The 25,933-nt window shown below is 52.7% G+C and carries 24 protein-coding genes; 20 read left to right on the plus strand and 4 right to left on the minus strand.

Annotation, left to right across the window (positions count from 1 at the left end):
• Positions 1 to 668 precede the first annotated feature (668 nt).
• The 16 genes from mraZ (at position 669) to lpxC (ending at position 18,506) form a co-directional block, all read left to right on the plus strand.
• Entirely contained in the window at positions 669 to 1,127 is a 459-nt protein-coding gene (gene mraZ, locus GE278_03485; GenBank protein ID QLK59906.1) for a division/cell wall cluster transcriptional repressor MraZ, read from the plus strand.
• 2 nt (positions 1,128 to 1,129) lie between these two features.
• Complete coding sequence (gene rsmH / locus GE278_03490) at positions 1,130 to 2,071, plus strand: 16S rRNA (cytosine(1402)-N(4))-methyltransferase RsmH (protein QLK59907.1); 942 nt, start codon at positions 1,130 to 1,132, stop codon at positions 2,069 to 2,071.
• Positions 2,068 to 2,388, plus strand: a complete 321-nt coding sequence (gene ftsL, locus GE278_03495) for a cell division protein FtsL (GenBank protein QLK59908.1) — start codon at positions 2,068 to 2,070, stop codon at positions 2,386 to 2,388. The genes rsmH and ftsL overlap by 4 nt, the downstream gene beginning before the upstream one ends.
• Before the next feature lie 27 nt (positions 2,389 to 2,415).
• A complete protein-coding gene (ftsI, locus tag GE278_03500; GenBank protein ID QLK59909.1) occupies positions 2,416 to 4,179 on the plus strand; it encodes a peptidoglycan glycosyltransferase FtsI in 1,764 nt (587 codons plus the stop codon).
• Complete coding sequence (murE, locus tag GE278_03505; protein QLK59910.1) at positions 4,166 to 5,653, plus strand: UDP-N-acetylmuramoyl-L-alanyl-D-glutamate--2,6-diaminopimelate ligase; 1,488 nt, start codon at positions 4,166 to 4,168, stop codon at positions 5,651 to 5,653. The genes ftsI and murE overlap by 14 nt, the downstream gene beginning before the upstream one ends.
• The gene (gene murF, locus GE278_03510) at positions 5,650 to 7,026 is read left to right on the plus strand and encodes a UDP-N-acetylmuramoyl-tripeptide--D-alanyl-D-alanine ligase (protein QLK59911.1); all 1,377 of its coding nucleotides are present in this window, start codon (positions 5,650 to 5,652) and stop codon (positions 7,024 to 7,026) included. The genes murE and murF overlap by 4 nt, the downstream gene beginning before the upstream one ends.
• Positions 7,020 to 8,102 carry a phospho-N-acetylmuramoyl-pentapeptide-transferase gene (gene mraY, locus GE278_03515; GenBank protein QLK59912.1) on the plus strand — a complete coding sequence of 361 codons (1,083 nt, stop codon included), beginning with the start codon at positions 7,020 to 7,022 and terminating at the stop codon, positions 8,100 to 8,102. Before murF ends, mraY begins: the two co-directional genes overlap by 7 nt.
• A 2-nt stretch (positions 8,103 to 8,104) precedes the next feature.
• On the plus strand, positions 8,105 to 9,421 hold the full coding sequence (murD, locus tag GE278_03520; GenBank protein QLK59913.1) for a UDP-N-acetylmuramoyl-L-alanine--D-glutamate ligase: 1,317 nt from the start codon (positions 8,105 to 8,107) through the stop codon (positions 9,419 to 9,421).
• Positions 9,421 to 10,629: a cell division protein FtsW gene (gene ftsW / locus GE278_03525; GenBank protein QLK59914.1), complete on the plus strand. Its 1,209-nt coding sequence runs from the start codon at positions 9,421 to 9,423 to the stop codon at positions 10,627 to 10,629. The genes murD and ftsW overlap by 1 nt, the downstream gene beginning before the upstream one ends.
• Positions 10,626 to 11,693, plus strand: coding sequence for an undecaprenyldiphospho-muramoylpentapeptide beta-N-acetylglucosaminyltransferase (gene murG / locus GE278_03530; GenBank protein ID QLK59915.1), 1,068 nt, complete (start codon positions 10,626 to 10,628; stop codon positions 11,691 to 11,693). Before ftsW ends, murG begins: the two co-directional genes overlap by 4 nt.
• Before the next feature lie 78 nt (positions 11,694 to 11,771).
• Positions 11,772 to 13,247, plus strand: a complete 1,476-nt coding sequence (gene murC / locus GE278_03535) for a UDP-N-acetylmuramate--L-alanine ligase (GenBank protein QLK59916.1) — start codon at positions 11,772 to 11,774, stop codon at positions 13,245 to 13,247.
• Entirely contained in the window at positions 13,240 to 14,160 is a 921-nt protein-coding gene (locus tag GE278_03540) for a D-alanine--D-alanine ligase (protein ID QLK59917.1), read from the plus strand. The genes murC and GE278_03540 overlap by 8 nt, the downstream gene beginning before the upstream one ends.
• Before the next feature lies 1 nt (position 14,161).
• Entirely contained in the window at positions 14,162 to 15,004 is an 843-nt protein-coding gene (ftsQ, locus tag GE278_03545) for a cell division protein FtsQ (GenBank protein QLK59918.1), read from the plus strand.
• Positions 15,001 to 16,257, plus strand: coding sequence for a cell division protein FtsA (ftsA, locus tag GE278_03550; protein QLK59919.1), 1,257 nt, complete (start codon positions 15,001 to 15,003; stop codon positions 16,255 to 16,257). Before ftsQ ends, ftsA begins: the two co-directional genes overlap by 4 nt.
• A 71-nt stretch (positions 16,258 to 16,328) precedes the next feature.
• A complete protein-coding gene (gene ftsZ, locus GE278_03555) occupies positions 16,329 to 17,483 on the plus strand; it encodes a cell division protein FtsZ (protein ID QLK59920.1) in 1,155 nt (384 codons plus the stop codon).
• 105 nt (positions 17,484 to 17,588) lie between these two features.
• Complete coding sequence (gene lpxC, locus GE278_03560) at positions 17,589 to 18,506, plus strand: UDP-3-O-acyl-N-acetylglucosamine deacetylase (GenBank protein QLK59921.1); 918 nt, start codon at positions 17,589 to 17,591, stop codon at positions 18,504 to 18,506.
• A gap of 20 nt (positions 18,507 to 18,526) precedes the next feature.
• Here lpxC and GE278_03565 read toward each other — a convergent pair whose 3' ends face one another.
• On the minus strand, positions 18,527 to 19,051 hold the full coding sequence (locus tag GE278_03565) for a DUF721 domain-containing protein (GenBank protein ID QLK59922.1): 525 nt from the start codon (positions 19,049 to 19,051) through the stop codon (positions 18,527 to 18,529).
• A gap of 26 nt (positions 19,052 to 19,077) precedes the next feature.
• Here GE278_03565 and secM point away from each other — a divergent pair, with 26 nt between their 5' ends.
• The 3 genes from secM (at position 19,078) to mutT (ending at position 22,915) form a co-directional block, all read left to right on the plus strand.
• A complete protein-coding gene (secM, locus tag GE278_03570) occupies positions 19,078 to 19,602 on the plus strand; it encodes a secA regulator SecM (protein ID QLK59923.1) in 525 nt (174 codons plus the stop codon).
• Between the two features lie 80 nt (positions 19,603 to 19,682).
• Entirely contained in the window at positions 19,683 to 22,400 is a 2,718-nt protein-coding gene (secA, locus tag GE278_03575) for a preprotein translocase subunit SecA (GenBank protein ID QLK59924.1), read from the plus strand.
• A gap of 119 nt (positions 22,401 to 22,519) precedes the next feature.
• The gene (mutT, locus tag GE278_03580; protein QLK63170.1) at positions 22,520 to 22,915 is read left to right on the plus strand and encodes an 8-oxo-dGTP diphosphatase MutT; all 396 of its coding nucleotides are present in this window, start codon (positions 22,520 to 22,522) and stop codon (positions 22,913 to 22,915) included.
• 78 nt (positions 22,916 to 22,993) lie between these two features.
• Here the strand turns inward: mutT and yacG are convergent, their stop codons facing one another.
• The 3 genes from yacG to coaE are packed head-to-tail and all read right to left on the minus strand — an operon-like array spanning position 22,994 to position 24,610.
• Complete coding sequence (yacG, locus tag GE278_03585) at positions 22,994 to 23,191, minus strand: DNA gyrase inhibitor YacG (protein ID QLK59925.1); 198 nt, start codon at positions 23,189 to 23,191, stop codon at positions 22,994 to 22,996.
• A gap of 9 nt (positions 23,192 to 23,200) precedes the next feature.
• The gene (gene zapD, locus GE278_03590; protein QLK59926.1) at positions 23,201 to 23,953 is read right to left on the minus strand and encodes a cell division protein ZapD; all 753 of its coding nucleotides are present in this window, start codon (positions 23,951 to 23,953) and stop codon (positions 23,201 to 23,203) included.
• 48 nt (positions 23,954 to 24,001) lie between these two features.
• Positions 24,002 to 24,610 carry a dephospho-CoA kinase gene (coaE, locus tag GE278_03595; protein QLK59927.1) on the minus strand — a complete coding sequence of 203 codons (609 nt, stop codon included), beginning with the start codon at positions 24,608 to 24,610 and terminating at the stop codon, positions 24,002 to 24,004.
• A gap of 242 nt (positions 24,611 to 24,852) precedes the next feature.
• Here coaE and GE278_03600 point away from each other — a divergent pair, with 242 nt between their 5' ends.
• Positions 24,853 to 25,896, plus strand: a complete 1,044-nt coding sequence (locus tag GE278_03600) for a GMP reductase (protein ID QLK59928.1) — start codon at positions 24,853 to 24,855, stop codon at positions 25,894 to 25,896.
• Positions 25,897 to 25,933 lie beyond the last annotated feature (37 nt).

The following is a 25,933-nucleotide window of genomic DNA, read 5'->3' on the forward strand; positions in this document are numbered from 1 at the left end:
CTCGCACAAACACGCTTTTCTATCCTCTCTTACCCAATTGATCATTATGCTCACAAACGAGATAAAAAATCCCACGCAGGGAAAGTGGTTATTTTAGGAGCATTCTCAGATCGCTGAATTATTAACAAATGTTTTCGTCTTTCTGATGCCGATATAAATCTGTTTATTGATATCTAAAATACGTTAATGCTGTCTGCAAAAGTGCTGTAGAATTCCCCGCTTAATTTATCCGGACTTGCGGCTGTCTCGCGACTCGTGGTTTTTAAACGCCCTGAAAGGCTTATGCCATGCGGGCTGGCTCACAAAATGATGATGATTTAGCAGTGATAGCCGAAAAAAAAATCAGAAATGATTTTTCTTATGGCAAGAGAACAAGAAACGAGAGTCAGATAACAGAAGAATATAAATAGTTAAATAATATTCAGTTTGGTTTTTTTTTAAACGAAATTATTAACCCTCCGAAATTTCTTCAACTAATCATGACGTTATTTTCTATTTCACCTCTAAAATACCTCACAGCGTTACGTCGGGCTTTCGAGTCCCCGCGTAAATATTGCCAAACCGCCTCCGCTCTGGCTTGACAAGGTTTTGAAACCATCCGTAAACTCTTTTAAGTGGGAATTTGTGGAGGAAAGTGGTGATTAGGGTCATAGAGGGGTAGATCGGTCATGTTTCGTGGCGCGACGATGGTTAACCTCGACAGCAAAGGGCGACTTGCCGTACCCACCCGTTACCGGGATTTGCTGAGCGAAGAATCGCAAGGTCAAATGGTGTGCACCATAGACCTCCATCACCCATGCCTCCTCCTTTACACCCTTCCCGAGTGGGAAATTATCGAACGTAAATTGTCCCGTCTGTCGAGTATGAACCCCGTCGAGCGCCGTATTCAGCGCCTGTTACTGGGACATGCAAGTGAATGTCAGATGGATAACGCCGGGCGTCTGTTGATTGCCAATACTCTGCGTCAGCACGCCGGGCTCGCAAAAGAAGTGATGCTGGTTGGGCAGTTCAACAAGTTTGAACTGTGGGATGAACAGACCTGGTATCAACAAGTTAAGGAAGACATAGACGCTGAACAATCGTCTCAGGAACCACTCTCTGACCGATTACAGGACTTGTCATTATAAGCATGGTTGAAAACTACAAACACACTTCCGTCTTGCTGGATGAAGCCGTCAACGGCCTGAACATCCGCCAGGACGGCATTTACATAGACGGCACCTTTGGCCGCGGTGGCCACTCACGTCTGATTTTGTCACAGCTTGGCCCGCAAGGTCGCCTGCTGGCGATCGACCGCGATCCGCAGGCAATTAAAGCTGCAGAATCTATTGATGACGCACGTTTTTCTATCGTTCACGGACCTTTCTCCGATCTCGCTGACTATGTTCGCGAACGTGGTCTGGAAGGTAAGATCGACGGCGTGCTGCTTGATTTAGGCGTTTCCTCTCCGCAGCTTGATGATGCGGAACGCGGCTTCTCCTTTATGCGTGACGGACCTCTGGATATGCGCATGGATCCGACACGCGGTTACTCAGCGGCAGAATGGCTGATGAAAGCGGAAGAGGAAGACATCATCTGGGTATTAAAAACGTTCGGTGAAGAGCGCTTTGCCAAACGCATTGCGCGCGCGATTGTTGAGCGTAACCGCGAATTGCCAATGACACGTACCAAAGAACTGGCTGATTTGATTGCGAATGCCTCGCCGTTTCGTGAAAAGCATAAGCATCCGGCGACACGCAGCTTCCAGGCGATTCGTATCTACATCAACAGTGAATTGGAAGAAATCGAACGTGCGCTGGATGGCGCACTGGAAATTCTGGCACCGGCAGGGCGTTTATCCGTGATCAGCTTCCACTCGCTGGAAGACCGCATCGTGAAACGCTTTATTCGTCAGCATAGCCGTGGTGCGCAGGTGCCAGCCGGTATTCCAATGACAGAAGCCCAGATCGCTGAACTTGGCGGACGCTCATTAAAATCAGTGGGGAAAATGATGCCTTCCGATGCGGAAGTGTCAGAAAACCCGCGGGCACGCAGTTCAGTCCTGCGTTTTGCTGAGAGAACGGCATCGTGATTGGCAATGAACGCCACGGGTTAGTGGGGGTCATTGCCAGCGACATTTTGCGCAATGGCAAGATCCCGATGATTTTGCTGATTGCCGTTTTGGTCAGCGCCATCTTTGTGGTCACCACTGCACACCGGACGCGTTTACTGACGGCACAGCGCGAACAGTTAGTACTGGAGAGGGATGCGCTGGACATTGAGTGGCGCAACCTGATCCTTGAAGAGAATGCTCTCGGCGATCACAGTCGGGTAGAACGCATCGCAACGGAGAAATTGCAGATGCAGCACGTTGATCCATCTCAAGAAACTATTGTGGTTCAGCCTTAAAATGCGCACGGAGAATACAGGCAGCTAATGAAAGCAACACGCACCGCGAAGTTAAAGCGTCCCGAAGATCAAGCCAGCTTTATCAGCTGGCGTTTTGCGTTGTTGTGCGCCTGTATTTTACTGGCCTTACTGGGTCTAATGTTGCGGGTGGCTTATCTTCAGGTGATAAACCCCGATAAGCTGGTAAAAGAAGGGGACCTGCGTTCCCTGCGCGTTCAAACCATTCCGACCTCCCGTGGGATGATTACCGACCGCTCCGGACGCCCTCTGGCCGTCAGCGTGCCTGTAAATGCAATTTGGGCCGATCCGAAAGAAATTAACGATCGCGGCGGCATTACGGTCGATACCAAGTGGAAAGCGCTCGCCGATGCGCTCAACATGCCACTCGATCAGCTGTCTGCCCGCATCAACGCGAATCCAAAAGGCCGCTTCGTTTATCTCGCGCGTCAGATCAACCCTTCCGTTGGCGAATATATTCACAAACTCAAACTGCCGGGGATTTCCTTGCGTCAGGAGTCCCGTCGTTACTATCCGGCCGGGCAGGTGACATCGCACGTCATTGGCGTCACTAACATCGATGGCGAAGGTATTGAAGGTGTTGAGAAAAGTTTTGACCGCTGGCTGACCGGGAAGCCGGGCGAGCGCACCATTCGTAAAGACCGCTTCGGGCGCGTCATTGAAGACATTTCCTCCGTTGACAGCCAGGCTGCGCACAATCTGGCGCTGAGCATTGACGAGCGTTTGCAGGCGCTGGTGTACCGCGAGCTGAACAACGCCGTGGCATTTAACAAAGCCGAATCAGGCACTGCGGTGCTGGTCGATGTGCAAACCGGCGAAGTGCTGGCGATGGCCAACAGCCCGTCTTATAACCCAAATAACATGCCGAACACGCCGAAAGACGTGATGCGTAACCGCGCGATCACAGACATCTTCGAGCCGGGTTCTACCGTCAAACCTATGGTGGTGATGACGGCGCTGAAAAATGGTGTTGTGCGCGAGAACAGCGTGCTGAACACCGTGCCGTATCGAATTAACGGTCATGAGATTAAAGATGTGGCCCGTTACGCGGAGCTCTCCGTGACGGGTATCTTGCAGAAGTCGAGTAACGTCGGTGTTTCACGACTGGCGTTATCGATGCCATCCGCAGAGCTGGTAGATACCTACTCGCGATTCGGATTGGGAAAACCGACCAATTTGGGACTGGTTGGAGAAAGCAGTGGCTTATACCCTAAAAAACAACGGTGGTCTGACATAGAGAGGGCCACCTTCTCTTTCGGCTACGGGCTAATGGTGACACCTCTCCAGTTAGCGCGAGTCTATGCAACGATTGGCAGCATGGGCATTTATCGTCCGCTGTCGATCACCAAAGTTGATCCGCCCGTTTCCGGCGAACGTATCTTCCCTGAACCGATTGTCCGCACCGTCGTGCATATGATGGAAAGCGTCGCGCTACCCGGCGGCGGTGGTGTTAAAGCAGCGATCAAGGGATACCGTATAGCGATTAAAACCGGTACCGCGAAGAAAGTCGGTCCCGATGGTAAGTATGTGAACAAATACATTGCCTACACCGCAGGCGTTGCACCGGCAAGCAATCCAAGATTTGCGCTGGTGGTGGTTATCAACGATCCGCAGGCAGGGAAGTATTACGGTGGGGCTGTTTCCGCACCTGTGTTTGGCGCGATCATGGGCGGTGTATTGCGCACCATGAACATCGAACCGGATGCGCTGACTGCCGATGAAAATGCAGACATAGTGAATAATCAAAAAGAGGCTTCAGGTGGCAGATCGTAATTTGCGCGACCTATTAGCGCCCTGGGTGAGTGATGCCCCGGCAGTAGCGCTAAAAGACATGATTTTAGACAGCCGCGTCGCGGCTGCCGGAGATCTGTTTGTCGCGATTTCAGGCCATACCAGTGATGGGCGTCGTTTTATTCCTCAGGCAATTGCTCAGGGTGTCGCTGCCGTTGTGGCCGAAGCAAAGGGTGAACAAGAGCATGGAACGGTCTGCCAGATGCATGGTGTACCGGTAATTTACCTCGAGAATCTGAACGTCTTGCTGTCAGAACTGGCGGGGCGTTTTTACCATCAGCCGGGTCAGGCGTTACGTCTGATCGGCGTGACTGGCACCAACGGCAAAACCACCACTACGCAGCTGTTGGCTCAGTGGAGCCAGTTGCTCGGTGAAACGAGCGCCGTAATGGGCACCGTCGGCAATGGCTTACTCGATAAAGTGGTACCGGCGGAAAACACCACCGGTTCTGCGGTCCAGGTTCAGCATATTCTGGCGGATTTGGTACAGCAAGGCGCCACCTTCGCCGCGATGGAAGTCTCTTCCCACGGTCTGGTCCAGCACCGCGTTGCCGCGTTGCCGTTTGCCGCCGCTGCCTTCACCAACCTGAGCCGCGACCATCTGGATTATCACGGCGACATGCAGAGTTATGAAGACGCCAAATGGCAACTCTTTTCTTCGCATCAGGTTGGCCAAAAAATTATCAATGCTGACGATGAAGTCGGATTGCGTTGGTTGGCGAAAACGCCGGACGCTATCGCCGTCACCATGGAAAACAACATCCCGGCTGACTGGAAAGGCCGCTGGCTGGCGGCGCGTAGCGTGAATTATCACGACAACGGCGCGACCGTCAATATCGATTCAAGCTGGGGCGAAGGGCTGCTGGAAAGCCGTCTGATGGGCGCGTTCAACGTCAGTAATTTGCTGGTGGCGCTGGCGACCTTGCTTTCTCAGGATTATCCACTGTCGCAGTTGCTGGCGGTGAGTTCACAGCTGCAACCGGTGTGTGGCCGCATGGAAGTATTCAATGCGCCGGGCAAACCTACCGCCGTTGTAGATTACGCTCATACGCCGGACGCGCTGGAAAAAGCATTGGCGGCAGCGCGACTGCATTGCCGTGGCACGCTATGGTGCGTGTTTGGCTGCGGCGGCGATCGCGACAAAGGTAAACGTCCTCTTATGGGCGGCATTGCGGAACAGTACGCCGATCGTGTGATCGTGACTGACGATAATCCGCGCAGCGAAGAGCCGCGCGCTATCGTGGCGGATATCCTTGCCGGGCTGCTGGATGCTGGGCGTGCCCAGGAAATTCATGGCCGCGCAGAAGCAGTGACCAGCGCGATTATGCAGGCTGGCGAAGATGACGTGGTGCTAATCGCTGGTAAAGGCCATGAGGATTACCAACTGGTGGGCAATCAGCGTCTCGATTATTCCGACCGGGTAACGGTTGCCCGTTTGCTGGGGGTGATCGCATGATCCGTGTTTCACTGCAAACGTTGAGTGCGGCACTCAATGCCGAACTTATCGGTAACGATACCCAAATCGACAGTGTCACCACAGATACCCGTCAGATTACGCCGGGCTGTTTATTCATTGCCCTGAAAGGCGAAAAATTTGATGCTCACGACTTCGCGGATGACGCTGTTAAAGCGGGTTCAGCGGCTTTACTGGTAAGTAAGCGCTTACCGGTGGACGTGCCGCAGTTAGTGGTGGCTGATACACGAATTGCGCTCGGCCAGCTCGGCGGCTGGGTGCGTCAGCAGGTTCCTGCCCGCGTGGTTGGCCTGACCGGCTCCTCCGGTAAAACTTCCGTGAAAGAGATGACCGCTGCAATTTTGCGCGAATGCGGCAATGTGCTGTATACCGCAGGCAACTTCAATAACGACATCGGCGTACCGCTGACGTTGCTACGCCTGACCGCAGAACATGATTTTGCCGTCATCGAAATGGGCGCTAACCATTCTGGCGAAATCGCTTATACCACCGCACTGGCGAGGCCGGAAACGGCGCTGGTAAATAACCTGTCTGCCGCTCACCTTGAAGGTTTTGGTTCACTGGCTGGAGTTGCACAGGCCAAGGGGGAGATTTTTGAAGGCCTGCCGGAAAACGGCACGGCGATTATCAACGCTGACAATAATGACTGGCCGAACTGGCAGCGCAAGCTCGACGGCAAAACCGTCTGGCGTTTCTCTTCGACAAAAAATTCTGCGCAACAGAGTGACGGCATCGATTTCTTTGCAACAGACGTCAAAATCAGCCCGCTGAACACCGCATTTACGTTGCATTCTCCTCGGGGCAGCATTGACGTTTCGTTGCCTGTGCCGGGGCGTCACAACATTGCTAACGCAATGGCTGCGGCCGCGCTGGCGCTGTCGGTCGGTGCTTCGCTCGAAAATGTGCGTGCTGGCCTGGCGACGCTGCAATCAGTCAAAGGTCGTTTGTTCCCGATCGCGCTTTGCGAAGGCAAAACGCTGCTCGATGACAGTTACAACGCTAACGTCGGTTCGATGACTGCCGCCGCACAGGTTCTGGCAGAAATGCCGGGCTACCGCGTGATGGCCGTTGGCGACATGGCGGAACTGGGTGCACAAAGCGAAGCGTGCCACCGTCAGGTCGGCGAAGCGATTCGTGCAGCCGGGATCGACAAAGTTTTCAGTATTGGCCACGACAGCCGCATCATCAGTGATGTCAGCGGGTGTGGTGAGCATTTAGAAGATAAGGCAGCCCTGACGGCCCGTTTGTCGAGCTTACTGTCCGAACATGCGGTTATTACCGTTTTAATTAAAGGTTCACGTAGTGCCGCAATGGAGCAGGTAGTACGCGCGTTACAGGAGAATGCAACATGTTAGTTTGGCTGGCCGAACACTTGGTCAAATATTATTCCGGCTTCAACGTCTTTTCCTATCTGACGTTTCGCGCCATCGTCAGCCTGCTGACTGCATTGTTCCTGTCATTGTGGATTGGTCCGCGGATGATTGCCCGTCTGCAAAAAATGTCATTTGGCCAGGTCGTGCGTAACGACGGCCCGGAATCCCATTTCAGCAAACGCGGCACGCCAACCATGGGCGGCCTGATGATTCTGGCCTCTATTACCATTTCGGTGCTGATGTGGGCGTATCCGTCTAATCCGTATGTCTGGTGCGTGCTGTTCGTGCTGATTGGCTATGGCATTGTCGGTTTCATCGATGATTACCGCAAAGTCGTGCGCAAGGATACCAAAGGGCTGATCGCCCGCTGGAAGTACTTCTGGCAGTCGGTGATCGCTCTGGCCGCCGCTTTCACCATGTATGCCATCGGTAAAGACACGCCGGCGACAGAGCTGGTGGTGCCGTTCTTTAAAGACGTTATGCCGCAGCTGGGCCTTTTATACATCCTGCTGAGCTACTTCGTGATTGTGGGGACCAGCAACGCCGTCAACCTGACCGATGGTCTGGACGGGCTGGCGATTATGCCCACTGTGTTCGTTGCCGGTGGCTTTGCGCTGGTGGCATGGGCGACCGGTAACATGAATTTCGCCAGCTACCTGCATATTCCTTATCTGCGTCACGCGGGGGAGCTGGTGATCGTGTGTACCGCGATTGTCGGTGCCGGGCTCGGGTTCCTGTGGTTCAACACCTATCCGGCTCAGGTCTTCATGGGTGATGTCGGTTCGCTGGCCTTGGGCGGCGCGCTGGGTACCATCGCTGTATTGCTGCGTCAGGAGTTCTTACTGGTCATTATGGGCGGTGTGTTCGTGGTCGAAACACTGTCGGTGATCCTGCAAGTCGGGTCCTTTAAGTTACGCGGGCAGCGCATCTTCCGTATGGCGCCTATCCATCATCATTACGAACTTAAAGGCTGGCCGGAACCGCGTGTCATTGTGCGCTTCTGGATTATTTCGCTGATGCTGGTGCTGATCGGCCTCGCGACGCTGAAGGTACGGTAACTATGGCTGACTATCAGGGTAAAAAAGTTGTCATCATCGGGCTGGGGCTGACCGGCCTCTCCTGTGTTGATTTCTTTGTGGCACGGGGCGTGACGCCGCGTGTTATTGATACCCGCGTCAGCCCGTCTGGACTGGACAAGCTTGCGGATAATATTGACCGTCATCTTGGTTCACTCAATGAAGAGTGGCTTCTGGATGCGGATCTGATCGTTGCCAGTCCGGGCATCGCACTGGCAACGCCTGCTCTGAGTGCAGCTGCCGAAGCGGGTGTGGAAATCGTCGGTGATATCGAACTGTTCTGCCGTGAAACCCAGACGCCGATTGTGGCGATTACCGGTTCAAATGGTAAAAGTACCGTCACTACGCTGGTCGGTGAAATGGCAAAAGCTGCCGGATGGCGCGTCGGCGTGGGCGGCAATATCGGCCTGCCGGTGCTGACAATGCTGGATCTCGAATACGATTTATTCGTGCTCGAACTCTCCAGCTTCCAGCTGGAAACCACGGAAAGTCTGCGAGCCGCTGCGGCTACCATTCTGAACGTGACTGAAGACCATATGGATCGCTATCCGTTTGGCCTCCAGCAGTATCGTGCAGCCAAGCTGAAAGTGTATGAAAACGCCGCGCTGTGCGTGGTGAATGCGGACGATGCGCTGACCATGCCGGTGCGCGGCGCTGATAAACGCTGCGTCAGCTTTGGGGTGGATGTCGGTGATTATCACCTGACCCGCCAGCAGGATGATATCTGGCTGCGCGTGCGCGGTGAGAAAGTCCTCAATACCAATGAGATGCCACTGACCGGCCGTCACAATTATACCAATGCGCTGGCCGCTTTGGCGCTGGCGGATGCTGTCGGTGTTCCTCATGCTTCCAGCCTGAAAGCGCTGACCACCTTTACCGGCCTGGCGCATCGTTTCCAGATAGCCTGGCAGCACAACGGCGTACGCTGGATTAACGATTCCAAGGCAACCAACGTCGGCAGCACCGAGGCGGCACTGAACGGCCTGCACGTCGAGGGGACGCTGCACCTGCTATTAGGCGGCGACGGAAAATCTGCTGATTTCTCCTCGCTGACGCCTTATTTGCAGGGCGAGAAACTCCGCGTTTACTGCTTTGGCCGCGACGGCGCTGAGCTGGCGCAGCTGCGCCCGGAAGTGTCTTCTCTGTTTGAAACCATGGAACAGGCGATGCGTGAAATCAGTTCACATCTGGCTTCCGGCGACATGGTGTTGCTGTCTCCTGCGTGTGCGAGTCTCGATCAGTTCCGCAGTTTTGAACACCGTGGTGATGTCTTCACTGCGCTGGCGAAGGAGCTTGGCTGATGCGGATCCGTATGCCGGGGCTGGGTATCGTCAGAAAATTTAACGACTGGGTGATGGGCGCCAGAGAAAACGACACCGTCACGCTGGTGCTGTATGACCGCACGCTGCTGTGGCTGACCTTTGGTCTGGCGATTGTTGGTTTTGTGATGGTGACGTCGGCCTCGATGCCGATCGGTCAGCGTCTGGCAGATGACCCGTTCCTGTTTGCCAAGCGTGATGCAATTTATCTCGCGCTGGCCTTTGGGATGTCGCTGGTGACACTGCGCGTGCCGATGGCGGTGTGGCAGAAATACAGTAACGTACTTCTTCTGCTCTCAGTGGTGATGCTGCTGGTAGTGCTGGTGGTCGGTAGCTCGGTCAACGGGGCATCGCGCTGGATTTCGTTCGGCCCGCTGCGTATTCAGCCCGCCGAGTTTTCTAAACTTTCCCTGTTCTGCTATCTCGCCAGCTATCTGGTGCGCAAGGTGGATGAAGTCCGCAGTAACTTCTGGGGATTCTGTAAGCCGATGGGCGTGATGGTCGTGCTGGCAGTATTACTGCTGGCGCAGCCTGACCTCGGTACGGTGGTTGTCCTGTTTATCACCACGCTGGCGATGTTGTTTCTGGCGGGGGCGAAAATGTGGCAGTTCCTGGCCATCATCGGCTCCGGTGCGTTTGCGGTTGTGCTACTGATTATCGCCGAACCGTACCGTATGCGCCGTGTTACTTCCTTTTGGAATCCGTGGGCCGATCCGTTCGGCAGCGGCTACCAGTTAACCCAGTCACTGATGGCGTTTGGCCGTGGTGAATTCTGGGGGCAGGGTTTAGGTAATTCCGTGCAAAAACTGGAGTATTTACCTGAGGCGCATACCGACTTTATCTTCTCGATTTTAGGCGAGGAACTGGGGTATTTCGGTGTGGTTTTAGCCCTGTTGATGGTATTCTTCGTCGCTTTTCGCGCGATGTCCATCGGACGTCGTGCATTAGAGCTCGATCAGCGATTTTCCGGCTTTTTGGCCTGCTCAATTGGCGTGTGGTTTAGCTTCCAGGCGCTGGTTAACGTTGGGGCCGCAGCGGGAATGTTGCCGACCAAAGGTTTGACCTTACCGCTCATCAGTTACGGTGGTTCGAGCCTGATCATAATGTCGACAGCAATCGTCTTATTGCTGCGAGTGGATTTTGAAACGCGGCTGGCAAAAGCCCAGGCGTTTGTAAGGAGTGCCCGATGAGTGGCAATACCCGGCGTTTAATGGTGATGGCAGGCGGTACCGGTGGACACGTTTTTCCGGGACTGGCCGTGGCACATCATCTGATGGAACAAGGCTGGGAAGTACGCTGGCTGGGTACCGCAGATCGTATGGAAGCCGACCTGGTGCCTAAAAATGGCATCGAGATTGATTTCATTAAAATCTCTGGATTACGTGGGAAAGGTCTGAAAGCGCAACTCACGGCACCGATTCACATATATCATGCGTGGCGCCAGGCAAAAGCCATCATGAAGCGTTTCCAGCCTGATGTTGTGCTGGGCATGGGCGGGTACGTGTCCGGCCCTGGCGGCTTAGCAGCATGGTCACTGGGCATTCCGGTGGTGTTGCATGAACAAAATGGTATTGCCGGCATGACCAACCGCGCGTTGTCGCATATTGCCAAAAAAGTATTGCAGGCGTTTCCGGGGGCATTTCCGAATGCCGACGTGGTGGGTAACCCTGTGCGTACCGATGTGCTGGCGCTAGAGTTGCCTGAAACCCGTCTGGCAGGGCGTGAAGGACCCATTCGCGTACTGGTCATTGGCGGAAGTCAGGGCGCGCGGGTGCTGAACCAGAGCATGCCGGACGTAGCGGCGCTGATGGGCGATAAAATAACGCTGTGGCATCAGGTAGGTAAAGGTGCGCTGGAGTCTGTCAATCAGGCTTATGAAAAAGTCGGTCAGACGCAGCACAAAGTGACCGAGTTTATTGATGATATGGCGCAGGCGTATGCCTGGGCGGATGTGGTGGTATGTCGTTCCGGGGCGCTAACCGTCAGCGAGATTGCTGCCGCAGGTTTACCGGCGATATTCGTACCTTTCCAGCATAAAGATCGCCAGCAGTACTGGAATGCGTTGCCGCTGGAAAAAGCCGGTGCTGCAAAGATTATTGAGCAAAAAGATTTTAGCGCTGCCGCAGTGGCCGATTTGATGGCCGGATGGGACAGAACCCATCTTATGGAAATGGCCCGTGCTGCCCGCGCAGCTGCCATTCCTGATGCGACAGAACGTGTGGCCGCAGAAGTGGTTGCCGCCAGTAAAAAATGAAATTGAACGGGCCGTGCAATGCAGGGTCCCAGCCGTAAGAAACGGATTAATCAGTAACCTGAAATAGTGAATAAAAACGTGAATACACAACAATTGGCGAAACTGCGTACCTTCGTGCCCGAGATGCATCGTGTCCGGCACATTCACTTTGTTGGCATCGGTGGTGCCGGCATGGGTGGTATCGCCGAAGTGTTGGCAAATGAAGGTTATCAGATCAGCGGTTCTGACCTGGCACCTAATGCGGTGACGCAGCAGCTGACGGCGCTGGGCGCGAAGATTTATTTCAATCACCGTCCTGAGAATGTGCTGGATGCCAGCGTCGTGGTCGTTTCTACGGCGATCTCATCTGATAACCCGGAAATCGTAGCCGCACGCGAAGCGCGAATACCTGTTATCCGTCGCGCGGAAATGCTCGCCGAGCTGATGCGTTTTCGTCACGGTATCGCCGTGGCAGGTACACACGGTAAAACCACGACCACCGCGATGGTCACCAGTATCTATGCCGAGGCCGGACTGGATCCGACCTTTGTGAACGGTGGATTAGTGAAAGCCGCAGGCACGCACGCACGTCTGGGCTCAAGCCGCTTCCTGATTGCTGAAGCAGACGAAAGCGACGCGTCCTTCCTGCATCTGCAACCGATGGTGGCCATTGTCACCAATATCGAAGCAGACCATATGGATACGTATCAGGGCGATTTTGAAAACCTGAAACAAACGTTTGTGAATTTCCTGCATAACCTGCCGTTCTACGGACGCGCAGTGATGTGCATCGATGATCCTGTGATTCGTGAGCTGATCCCACGTGTTGGTCGTCATATCACGACCTACGGCTTCAGCGAAGACGCAGACGTAATGATTGAGAGCTATCGTCAGGACGGTGCGCAAGGCCACTTTACGCTGCGTCGTCACGATCTGCCGCAGATCGCCGTGACGTTGAACGCACCAGGTCGTCATAACGCCCTGAACGCAGCCGCTGCAGTGGCGGTCGCTACCGACGAAGGCATCTGTGACGACGCGATTTTGCGCGCGCTGGAAGGCTTCCAGGGCACAGGGCGACGTTTTGATTTCCTCGGCGAATTCGCGCTGGAGAATGTGAACGGCAAATCCGGCAGCGCCATGCTGGTTGATGACTACGGTCACCATCCGACAGAAGTGGACGCCACTGTAAAAGCCGCACGCGCGGGCTGGGCGAATAAACGTCTGGTGATGATTTTCCAGCCGCACCGTTATACACGTACCCGCGATTTGTACGATGATTTTGCCAACGTGTTGTCACAGGTCGATGTGCTGATCATGCTCGATGTGTACCCGGCAGGCGAAGCGCCGATTCCGGGCGCAGACAGCCGCTCGCTGTGCCGCACCATCCGTGCGCGTGGCAAGCTGGATCCAATACTTGTTTCTGACATTGACGCTGTGCCAGAAAGTCTGGCGCAGATCCTCGAAGGGGGCGATTTAGTCCTGGTTCAGGGCGCCGGTACCATCGGCAAAGTGGCCCGCAAATTGGCTGATCAAAAGTTGCAGCCAGTGAAGAAAGGTGAAGAACATCATGTCTGAGAAAGTAGCAGTTTTATTTGGTGGTACTTCCGCAGAGCGCGATGTGTCATTACAGTCCGGCGCTGCCGTACTGGCGGGCCTACGTGAGTCTGGCGTAGATGCTCACGGCATTGATACCAAAATGGTTAACGTTGCACTGCTTAAAGAGCAGGGTTTCAGCAAAGTCTTTATCGCACTGCACGGTCGTGGCGGAGAAGACGGCACGATGCAGGGCATGCTCGAGCAAATCGGCTTGCCTTATACCGGCAGCGGCGTGATGGCCTCTGCCCTGACCATGGACAAATTCCGCACCAAACTGGTGTGGCAGGCGCTGGGTTTACCGGTTGCCCCGTTCGTGGCATTGCATCGTTCACAAATTGAAGAAGCAGGGCAGGGCGCTCTGGCAGCAAAAATCGCGGCATTGGGTTTACCAGTGATCGTCAAGCCAAGTCGCGAAGGCTCCAGCGTCGGCATGAGCAAAGTGACAACCGAACAAGAGTTGTTACCGGCTCTCCAGGAAGGCTTCCGCCATGACGATAACGTTCTGGTGGAAAAATGGCTGAGCGGCCCGGAATACACGGTCGCTATCGTAGGCGAGCAAGTCATGCCTTCGATCCGCATTCAGCCTGCGGGGACGTTTTATGACTATCAGGCAAAATATCTGTCCGATGAAACACAGTATTTCTGTCCAAGTGGTTTAAGTCAGGCGCAGGAAGAAGAGTTGTCCGCTCTGGCGTTACAGGCTTATCAGGCGCTTGATTGCAGCGGCTGGGGACGCGTTGATGTCATGCAGGATGGCGACGGCAGCTTTAATTTGCTGGAAGCCAATACGTCGCCGGGCATGACCAGCCACAGCCTGGTGCCGATGGCGGCGAAACATGCAGGGCTGAGCTTCCCGCAATTGGTTTTCCGTATTCTGGAACTGGCTGACTGATATGTCTCAAGCTGCCCTGAATACCCGAGAGCGAGAGACGGCCGAGAGCAATAACGGCGGCCGTCGTAGTAACGGTGGCCAGCTGGCAGGGATCGTGTTTCTGCTGTTGGTCGCAGGCACCATTTTATGGAGTGCATGGGCCGTAGTTGTCTGGATGCAGGATGCAAACCGGCTGCCTTTATCGCAGCTTGTGGTTACTGGCGAGCGCCATTACACCACTAACGACGATATTCGTCAGGCGATCCTGTCCTTAGGGGCGCCGGGAACGTTCATGACGCAGGATGTGAATATCATCCAGCAACAGATTGAACGTTTGCCGTGGATAAAACAGGTCAGCGTACGCAAGCAATGGCCGAATGAACTGAAGATACATCTGGTGGAGTATGTGCCGGTTGCGCACTGGAATGATTTGCACATGGTCGATGCCGACGGCAAGTCATTCAGCATACCCGCAGAGCGTGTTGTGAATCAAAAAATGCCGTTGCTCTACGGTCCGGAAGGCAGCGAACAGGATGTTTTGCAAGGCTATCAAACGATGAGTCAGGCGCTGGCCGCCGGAAAGTTCACGTTGAAAGCCGTGGCAATGAGTGCTCGTCACTCGTGGCAGTTAACTCTGGATAATGATGTTCGCCTGGAGTTGGGGAGAGATGACCGGATGGGGCGTTTACAACGTTTTATCGAACTTTATCCGAGATTCCAGCAACAGGCTGATGCCGATAAGAAACGCATCACTTATGTCGATTTACGTTATGACAGCGGTGCGTCAGTCGGTTGGGCACCAGAGTTTATTGACCAGCAAAACAGTAATCAGCAACAGAATCAGGCACAGGCTAAACAACAATGATCAAGTCGACGGACAGAAAACTGGTAGTTGGGCTGGAAATCGGTACTGCAAAAGTCGCCGCATTGGTGGGTGAAGTTCTGCCCGATGGCATGGTCAACATTATCGGTGTGGGCAGTTGCCCGTCCCGTGGCATGGACAAGGGTGGCGTTAACGATCTGGAATCGGTGGTGAAATGCGTTCAGCGCGCCATCGATCAGGCCGAACTGATGGCTGATTGTCAGATTTCCTCTGTTTACCTCGCTTTATCTGGTAAACATATCAGTTGTCAGAATGAAATAGGGATGGTTCCTATTTCAGAAGAGGAAGTGACGCAGGAAGATGTAGAGAACGTTGTGCATACCGCCAAGTCGGTGCGCGTGCGTGATGAGCATCGGGTACTTCACGTTATTCCTCAGGAATATGCCATCGATTATCAGGAAGGCATTAAAAATCCGGTGGGTTTATCCGGCGTGCGTATGCAGGCTAAAGTTCACCTGATCACCTGCCATAACGATATGGCAAAGAACATTGTTAAAGCGGTTGAACGATGCGGTCTGAAAGTTGACCAACTGATTTTTGCCGGTTTGGCGGCCAGTTATGCCGTTCTTACCGAAGATGAACGTGAATTAGGTGTCTGTGTCGTCGATATTGGTGGCGGAACCATGGACATCGCTGTTTATACCGGTGGCGCACTGCGTCATACTAAGGTTATCCCTTATGCAGGGAATGTGGTCACCAGCGATATCGCATATGCGTTTGGTACACCACCGACTGATGCCGAGGCCATCAAGGTGCGTCACGGTTGTGCATTAGGATCGATTGTCGGCAAAGATGAAAACGTCGAAGTGCCGAGCGTAGGTGGACGTCCGCCACGCAGTCTGCAACGCCAGACACTGGCTGAAGTTATTGAGCCTCGTTATACAGAATTGCTAAATCTTGTGAATGACGAAATTTTGCAATTGCAGGAGCAGTTACGTCAGCAGGGCGTAAAACATCATCTGGCCGCAGGTATCGTATTGACAGGCGGCGCAGCACAAATTGATGGTCTGGCAGCTTGTGCGCAACGGGTATTTCATACTCAGGTGCGTATCGGGCAACCTCTGAACATCACCGGGCTGACAGATTATGCGCAGGAACCTTACTACTCAACTGCTGTAGGGCTGCTGCACTATGGTAAAGAGTCTCACCTCAGCGGTGAGGCCGAAGTGGAAAAACGCGCCTCAGTGGGCAACTGGTTCAAACGAATCAATAGCTGGCTGAGAAAAGAGTTTTAATGTTTTAACAACGGGATCATGCTTTTAAGTATTTCGATCCCGACGCGACAGGCACAAAACGGAGAGAAACTATGTTTGAACCTATGGAACTGACCAACGATGCGGTGATTAAAGTCATCGGCGTCGGCGGTGGCGGCGGTAACGCTGTCGAACACATGGTGCGCGAGCGCATCGAAGGTGTTGAATTCTTTGCCGTTAACACCGACGCTCAGGCGTTGCGTAAAACGGCAGTAGGCCAGACTATTCAGATCGGTAGCGGTATTACCAAAGGTCTGGGTGCTGGTGCGAACCCGGAAGTGGGTCGCAATTCTGCAGAAGAAGATCGTGAAGCCCTGCGCGCTGCGCTCGAAGGTGCTGACATGGTCTTTATCGCAGCAGGCATGGGTGGCGGTACCGGTACCGGTGCAGCACCAGTGGTTGCTGAAGTCGCTAAAGATTTAGGTATTCTGACCGTTGCTGTCGTGACAAAGCCATTCAACTTTGAAGGCAAAAAACGCATGGCATTCGCGGAGCAGGGTATCGCTGAACTGTCCAAACACGTGGACTCCCTGATCACCATCCCGAACGACAAGCTGTTGAAAGTTCTGGGTCGCGGTATTTCTCTGCTGGACGCCTTCGGTGCGGCCAACGACGTGTTGAAAGGCGCGGTGCAGGGTATCGCAGAGCTGATCACCCGTCCGGGTTTGATGAACGTCGACTTTGCTGACGTGCGCACCGTGATGTCCGAAATGGGTTATGCCATGATGGGCTCCGGTGTGGCTTGTGGTGAAGACCGTGCTGAAGAAGCGGCTGAAATGGCGATCTCCAGCCCGTTGTTGGAAGATATCGACTTGTCAGGCGCGCGTGGCGTGCTGGTCAACATTACTGCAGGCTTCGACCTGCGTCTGGATGAATTCGAAACCGTGGGTAACACTATCCGTGCTTTCGCGTCTGACAACGCAACCGTGGTAATCGGGACTTCCCTTGACCCTGAAATGAACGACGAATTGCGCGTAACAGTCGTGGCAACCGGTATTGGTATGGACAAACGTCCTGAGATCACTTTAGTGACCAATAAGCCAGCCAGCCAGCCTGTTATGGATCATCGTTACCAGCAGCACGGGATGTCGCCGTTGCCGCAGGAAACGAAGCCAGCTGCCAAAGTGGTTAACGATCAAAGCGCGCAATCCAATAAAGAGCCCGACTATCTGGACATCCCAGCCTTCCTGCGTAAGCAGGCAGACTAGTCCGAATTGTAGGATCTCCGCTCTTTGTGCTAAACTGTCCCGCCAACCTTAATGTAGTATGCAAAGGTTGGTAGGATAGATGGATAACATTGCGAGATAAAAACGATGATCAAACAACGTACATTAAAACGTATCGTTCAGGCGACGGGCGTCGGTTTACATACCGGCAAGAAAGTCACCCTGACTCTGCGTCCTGCACCGGCCAATACCGGGGTCATCTATCGTCGCACTGACTTGAATCCACCGGTCGATTTCCCGGCAGATGCCAAATCCGTGCGTGATACCATGCTCTGTACTTGCCTGGTCAATGAGCATGACGTACGTATTTCTACGGTAGAGCACCTTAATGCGGCTCTTGCAGGGTTAGGCATCGATAACATCGTTATCGAAGTCGACGCGCCTGAAGTGCCAATTATGGATGGTAGTGCTGCACCTTTCGTCTATCTGTTGATGGATGCAGGGATTGAAGAGCTGAACTGCGCGAAGAAGTTCCTGCGCATTAAGCAGACCGTGCGTGTTGAAGACGGTGATAAATGGGCCGAGTTTAAACCATTCAATGGTTTCTCTCTTGACTTCACTATCGACTTTAAACACCCGGCGATTGATTCAAGCTCACAGCGTTACAAAATGAATTTCTCTGCTGAAGCATTTGTTCGCCAAATCAGCCGCGCACGCACATTTGGTTTTATGCGTGATATCGAGTACCTGCAGTCACGTGGTTTGTGCCTGGGTGGCAGCTTTGATTGTGCGATTGTTGTGGATGATTACCGCGTACTTAACGAAGATGGCCTGCGTTTTGAAGATGAATTCGTTCGTCACAAAATGTTGGATGCTATTGGCGATCTGTTCATGTGTGGACATAACATCATTGGTGCGTTTACCGCATACAAGTCTGGTCATGCACTGAACAATAAGTTACTGCAAGCGGTATTGGCGCAGCAGGAAGCCTGGGAACTCGTTACCTTCCAGGATGAAGCTGAAGTGCCATTGGCTTTTAAAGCCCCTTCTACAGTATTGGCATAATCGGTACAGATATTACTGTTTTACTTATTACGACTGGTTGTTCTGGCACTCTCTCCGGCCAGGTCAGCCAGTCGTTCTAATGCCTTCCTTAATTTTTCCGGGCTACGGCTCGCCAGTCCTCTTAATTCATCCGCACTCTGTGAACTTAAATGCCTGACAGGCATTGACTCTGCTGCAATCGCTTTATTTTTCTCAGCAATCTGCGAAGCATTTTCCATTTTAGCCATCAGCGAAGGATTAATCCTGATGTCGATTGATGACAATGATGGTAGAATTTGCGCTCGAAGTGCAGAGAGTAATGCCGGTTGTTCATAGCGTAATCGCATCATCCAGCTGGCATTAGCGATTTCCAGCACTAAAACTCCCTGTCGATAATTACCGACGCGGCACCATGGTTGCATGGGCGACGGTAACAGACCCTTCACTGCGCGGTTGAGTTTTAATAACGCCGCAGCGCGTTGCTGAACATTCCGCAGCGGGCTTTGTTCCGTTGAAGAGGCGTCATCGAACAGGATATCTAATAATTGTGGGCGACTATCGCGCATGATGGGCTCCGGCGGATTGTAAACGTGTGATTGGTATTCTAAATCGTTGGCGACAATTTGGCAGAAAGTATTTTTGGCCGCATCTCCTGTTGGGGATGGTCGCGGCGAGCCTTGGCGTGTCGACGAATCTCTCACAAACGGAACTGGCGGCGGTTCCCAATACGTCTTCAAGTCTCAACCGTCTAAACATCGGCACAACCGGGCTGAGTAATCTCGCCTTACTTCAGGCGCATCGCCGTCCTTCTTTCGGTGTGGATTACTGGCAGCAGCATGCGCTACGCACGGTAATTCGTCACCTTTCTTTTGCTCTCGCACCGCAGGTGGTTTATACCGCGACGCCGGAAGTGGTCGCGAAAGAAGCTGAGCCGCTGCACATTCAGCAACTTGCTTTGCTGGTAACGCTCAATGCATTACTGACGCATGAATCCAAACCACCGGTGATCATTCGTCAGACGCAGCAACCTTTCCTGACCATCTCATCTTCGCATCAAACTGGCCTGTGGCTGGCACAGGTGCAAGGCATTCGTGCCGGCCCGCTCTCTCTGATTTAACAGACTGTTATTTAAGCACTCAATCTATAAATCAATAAATTAGGGCCAACTTTGAAGGCCTCAAAGAGATATCAAGCATCATGTTAATCAAATTATTGACCAAAGTTTTTGGTAGCCGTAACGATCGAACATTGCGCCGTATGCGTAAAGTGGTTGAGCTCATCAACCGCATGGAACCAGAAGTTCAGAAGCTGACAGATGATCAGCTGAGGGCCAAAACCGACGAATTCCGTGCGCGCCTGGCGAAAGGCGAAGTGCTGGAAACGCTGATCCCTGAAGCCTTTGCTGTGGTACGTGAATCCAGTAAACGTGTGTTCGGTATGCGTCACTTCGACGTGCAGCTGCTCGGTGGTATGGTGCTCAATGAGCGTTGTATCGCAGAAATGCGTACTGGTGAAGGTAAAACTCTGACGGCAACGCTGCCGGCTTACCTGAACGCACTTAGCGGTAAAGGCGTTCACGTCGTGACTGTCAATGACTACTTAGCTCAGCGTGACGCTGAAAATAACCGTCCGCTGTTTGAATTCCTGGGTCTGAGCATCGGTATTAACTTACCGGGTATGCCTTCTCCGGCGAAGCGCGCAGCTTACGCAGCGGACATCACCTACGGTACGAACAACGAATACGGCTTTGACTACCTGCGTGACAACATGGCGTTCAGCCCAGAAGAACGCGTACAGCGTAAACTTCACTACGCGCTGGTGGATGAGGTCGACTCCATCCTTATCGATGAAGCCCGTACTCCGCTGATCATCTCCGGTCCGGCCGAAGACAGTTCAGAAATGTACACCCGCGTAGACAAGCTGATCCCTAAACTGATCCGTCAGGAAAAAGAGGATTCAGATTCCTTCCAGGGCGAAGGCCACTTCTCCGTGGATGAGAAAGCGCGTCAGGTTCACCTGACCGAACGCGGTCTGGTTTTGATCGAAGAAATGCTGGTAGAAGCGGGCATCATGGAAGAAGGCGAATCTCTGTATTCCCCGACTAACATCATGCTGATGCACCACGTGACCGCTGCGCTGCGTGCACACGTGCTGTTCACCCGTGACGTGGACTACATCGTTAAAGACGGTGAAGTCATTATCGTCGATGAGCATACTGGCCGTACGATGCAGGGCCGCCGCTGGTCTGATGGTTTACATCAGGCAGTTGAAGCGAAGGAAGGCGTTGATATTCAAAATGAAAACCAGACGCTTGCTTCCATCACCTTCCAGAACTATTTCCGCCTGTACGAAAAACTGGCCGGTATGACTGGTACTGCAGATACCGAAGCGTTCGAATTCAGCTCCATTTACAAGCTTGATACCATCGTTGTGCCAACTAACCGCCCTATGGTGCGTAAAGATATGGCTGACCTGGTTTACATGACTGAAATGGAAAAAATTGGCGCAATCATCGAAGACATTCGTAATTGTACTGCTAACGGCCAGCCGGTTCTGGTGGGTACGATCTCGATTGAGAAATCTGAAGTTGTCTCCAATGAACTGACCAAAGCGGGCATCGCGCATAGCGTACTGAACGCCAAATTCCACGCCAAAGAAGCCGAAATCGTTTCTCAAGCGGGTCAACCGAGCGCAGTGACCATCGCAACTAACATGGCCGGTCGTGGTACCGATATCGTGTTGGGCGGCAGCTGGCAGGTTGAAGTTGAGAATCTGGGCGAAGAAGCCACTGCCGAAAAAATCGCAGAAATTAAAGCCGCATGGCAGATTCGTCACGACGCAGTTCTGGCCTCAGGTGGTTTGCACATTATTGGTACTGAGCGTCATGAATCACGCCGTATCGATAACCAGCTGCGCGGCCGCGCCGGTCGTCAGGGGGATGCGGGGTCTTCACGCTTCTACCTGTCAATGGAAGATGCCCTGATGCGCATCTTCGCGTCCGATCGCGTTTCCGGGATGATGCGTAAATTGGGTATGAAACCAGGCGAAGCAATTGAGCACCCTTGGGTAACCAAAGCGATTGCTAATGCACAACGTAAAGTTGAAAGTCGTAACTTTGATATCCGTAAGCAGTTGCTTGAATACGATGATGTGGCAAGCGATCAGCGTCGTGCGATCTACAGCCAGCGTAACGAACTGCTGGACGTGTCTGACGTGAGCGAAACCATCGCCAGCATTCGTGAAGACGTGTTTAAAACCACTATCGATAGCTACATTCCACCTCAGTCTCTGGAAGAAATGTGGGATGTCGAGGGGCTGGAACAGCGTCTGAAGGCCGATTTCGAGCTGGAAATGCCGATTGCAGAGTGGCTGGATAAAGAGCCAGAGCTGCATGAAGAAACCCTGCGCGAACGTATTATGGAACTCGCGAAAGAATCTTACGCCCGTAAAGAAGAAGTGGTTGGCGCTGAAATGATGCGTAACTTCGAGAAAGGCGTGATGCTGCAAACCCTTGATTCCCTGTGGAAAGAGCATCTGGCGGCGATGGATTACCTGCGTCAGGGCATCCACTTACGTGGCTACGCGCAGAAAGATCCTAAGCAGGAATACAAACGTGAGTCCTTCGCTATGTTTGCTGCAATGCTGGAATCACTGAAATACGAAGTGGTCAGTGTGCTGAGCAAAGTTCAGGTGCGTATGCCTGAGGAAGTGGAAGCGATGGAGCTTCAGCGTCGTGAAGAAGCCGAGCGTCTGGCACGTCAGCAACAACTGAGCCATCAGGATCAGCTGGAAGTTGAAGTGGAAGAAGCGGCACGTCTTGCTTCTTCGGGTGACCGTAAAGTTGGGCGTAACGATCTCTGCCCATGCGGTTCAGGCAAAAAATACAAACAATGCCATGGCCGCCTGCAAAAGTAAGATCTCAGGCTAAGTCATCGTGTTAATCTTAAAGGCGGCTAATCACCGCCTTTATTTTTTGTCTTAAAGTACGGTTAAGTACAGGAATTTCAGTCAGGAGAAAGGTGAATACTGTGACGATTAAGCAACTGAATATCTCAGTCGGCATCATCCGTAATGAGCAGAAAGAAATTTTTATTACTCAGCGTGATGCTTCATCACACATGGCAGGTTTTTGGGAGTTTCCCGGCGGTAAAATCGAATCGGGTGAGACGCCTGAACAGGCAGTGATCCGCGAGTTACAGGAAGAAGTCGGAATTGAGCCCATATCGCCCGTTTTGCTCGATTCCCTTGAGCACCGCTTTCCTGACCGCATCATTACGCTACACTTCTTTATGGTGGAAAACTGGAAGGGCGAACCCTATGGTAAAGAAGGCCAGCCGAAACGCTGGGTAGAGCAGTCGCAGCTCAATGAGGCCGAGTTCCCGCCAGCTAATGAAGCGATAGTCAGGGCGCTGAGAAGGAATCAGTTCTGACATGCGTTCAACTGTACGCATACAAAAGGGGCCGAAGCCCCTTTCAGTTTTATTCCATTCTACTGCCTGCTTTGTGCATTAAATCTCTTCTTCGCTCCAGTCATCCAGATCGTTGATATCCCCTTTGCTGGGAATACGTTTCTCTTCATCAGCCCATTCGCCGAGGTCGATCAGCTGGCAGCGTTTACAGCAAAATGGTCGATAAGGACTTTGCTCGCCCCATACCACCGTTTTGCCACAGGTAGGGCAATTCACTTCAATAATTTCGGGATCCATTTGCAACTCCTAGCAGCAGGCAAGATCAAAATTCAGTCGCGCGGGAACCACGCCATGTTCGCTGTCGAGAGGTAAAAAGCGAATGGCATAGCGGGTTTTGTGACCGGATACTTGCGGGTAAAGCAGATTTTCCATCGACAGGCGCAATCGTAACAGATCTGCGCCTTCAGCATTGTCCTGGAAAAAACCGTTTAAACTAATCTGATTGCGGAAAACGCCGGACTGCCGGATAAGTTCCAGCACCATCGTCAACGAATTATTCAGCGGAGCCAGCGTTTCCAGCCAATTTTGTACTTCGCCATCCCGCTGTGACTGTGCCAGATGCAGCCAGATGTGCAGCGTCGGTAAATCAAAGCTACAGCAGCCACCCGGAATGCTGAGACGCTGACGCACCAGCGCGATCATGCGATCTTCTTTAAGCGCCTGCCCAATGCGCGGTGCTTTCATCAACACGCCTGCACACTGCTTAAGCTCGGTGCGTAAGCCTTCAATTCGCGCTAAATCGACGCCGGGGACATCCTGCCACTGGGACAATTTCTGTTGCTGGCGTTCCAGCTCTTTTAGCAAATCGGTGCGGACTTCGCCACGTTCTAACACATCCAGTAAATCGGATGCCGTGCGAAAGAACAGCAGGGCTGAAGAAATAGCTGTGACCGTTGCATTGGCATGCAGTTGCTGTAACAGAAATTCAATACGCAACCAGGTGCGCATTTTTTCATTTAACGGATGTTCAAAAAGAACCGTGGTTGCTGCTTCACTCATGCTGGGCAATATCCTGTCTGTTTTCCCCTTGATATTTCGATGAATTATTCACGGGGATACTGATGCCGCCAATGTTAAATAGCGGCTATGTAATTGGGCAACACGCGGTTCAATCGTTTCGGGATTGCCGCTGTTATCAATGATGTCATCCGCGCAGGCCAGTCGTTTTTCACGGCTTACCTGCGAGGCAATAATACTTTCAGCCTGCTCGCGGCTGACGCCGTCGCGCTGTATCGTGCGCAAAAGCTGAGTTTTCGGATCAACGTCGACCACCAGTATGCGATTGGCCTGCGTCTGTAATCCATTTTCTATTAATAACGGCACCACCCAGAGCACGTATGGCGTCTTCGCATGCACAATCAGGCGCTGGGTTCGTGTATGAATAACCGGATGCAGCAATTTGTTAACCCATTCTTTTTCAACGGGGTTGCTAAATATACACTCTCTCAAAACGGCGCGGTTAAGCGAGCCGTCAGCAAGAAGAATACGATTACCAAAATGTCTGCTCAGTTCATCCAGCGCTGGCTCACCGGGAGCAACAACCTGTCGGGCAATAATATCGGCATCGACAATAGCCACGTCGTGGCGTGCAAAGCTCTCGGCAACGGTGCTCTTTCCGCTTCCTATGCCTCCGGTCAATGCAACGATATAGGTCATGCTGATGCTCTGATAAATTTAGTTGGGTAAATGATAAAGAGATTATGAGTAAGTGCAAGCCGCTCTCGTGCAGGTTTAGGACTTCGAAAATTATTCATCTCTGCAATCAAAAGTCTGTGATGTCAGCAAGAAAAGCCATCTTGCCGTTGTCATTTTCCTGTGTATGATAAAACCACTGGAAAGGGTGTCTAATTTTCGCTTTACGCCCTAGCGACCCGTCGCCAAACCAGGACAAACCCGTCATGCGCATTGAAGAAGATTTGAAGTTAGGTTTTAAAGACGTACTTATCCGCCCTAAACGTTCCACCCTCAAAAGCCGTTCCGAAGTAGAACTGGAGCGCACCTTCACATTCAAACACTCCGCGATCAGCTGGTCTGGTACGCCAATTATTGCCGCCAATATGGATACCGTGGGGACATTCCGCATGGCGACCGTGCTGGCATCATTCGGAATGCTCACAGCGGTTCATAAACATTATACCGTTGAACAATGGCAAGCTTTCATCGCTTCTACGGATGAATCCGTACTGCGTAATGTGATGGTTTCCACCGGGACATCTGAAGCAGATTTCGTCAAAACGTTGCAAATACTCGCAATGTCTCCACTGCTGAAATTTGTGTGTCTCGATGTTGCCAATGGCTATTCCGAACACTTTGTCGATTTCCTGCAACGCGTACGCGAAGCCTGCCCGGATAAAGTCATCTGTGCCGGTAACGTGGTCACCGGCGAAATGGTCGAGGAGCTGATCCTTTCCGGTGCAGATATTGTCAAAGTCGGTATTGGACCGGGTTCTGTCTGCACGACACGCGTAAAAACTGGTGTCGGTTATCCGCAGCTTTCCGCAGTGATCGAATGTGCTGATGCCGCACATGGTCTGGGCGGACAGATTGTCAGCGACGGCGGTTGTGCCGTGCCAGGCGATGTGGCCAAGGCTTTCGGTGGCGGCGCGGACTTCGTCATGCTTGGTGGAATGCTGGCTGCACATGAAGAGTGTGAAGGTACTGTAGTCGAAGAGAAGGGGGAAAAGTTCATGCTGTTTTACGGCATGAGTTCCGAATCTGCGATGAAACGTCACGTGGGCGGTGTGGCTGAATATCGTGCAGCGGAAGGCAAAACCGTGAAATTGCCTTTGCGAGGCCCTGTTGAAAATACTGTTCGAGATATCCTTGGCGGTCTGCGTTCTGCCTGCACCTATGTGGGTGCCGATCGTCTTAAAGAGCTGACCAAGCGCACCACCTTTATCCGTGTTGCAGAGCAGGAAAACCGTCTGTTCGGTGGTAAATAATTACTTAAAGACAAGACGGCCACTCACGCCTTAAAGG

This window comes from Enterobacteriaceae bacterium Kacie_13, assembly GCA_013457415.1.
In the GTDB taxonomy this organism is placed as follows: Bacteria; Pseudomonadota; Gammaproteobacteria; order Enterobacterales; family Enterobacteriaceae; genus Rahnella.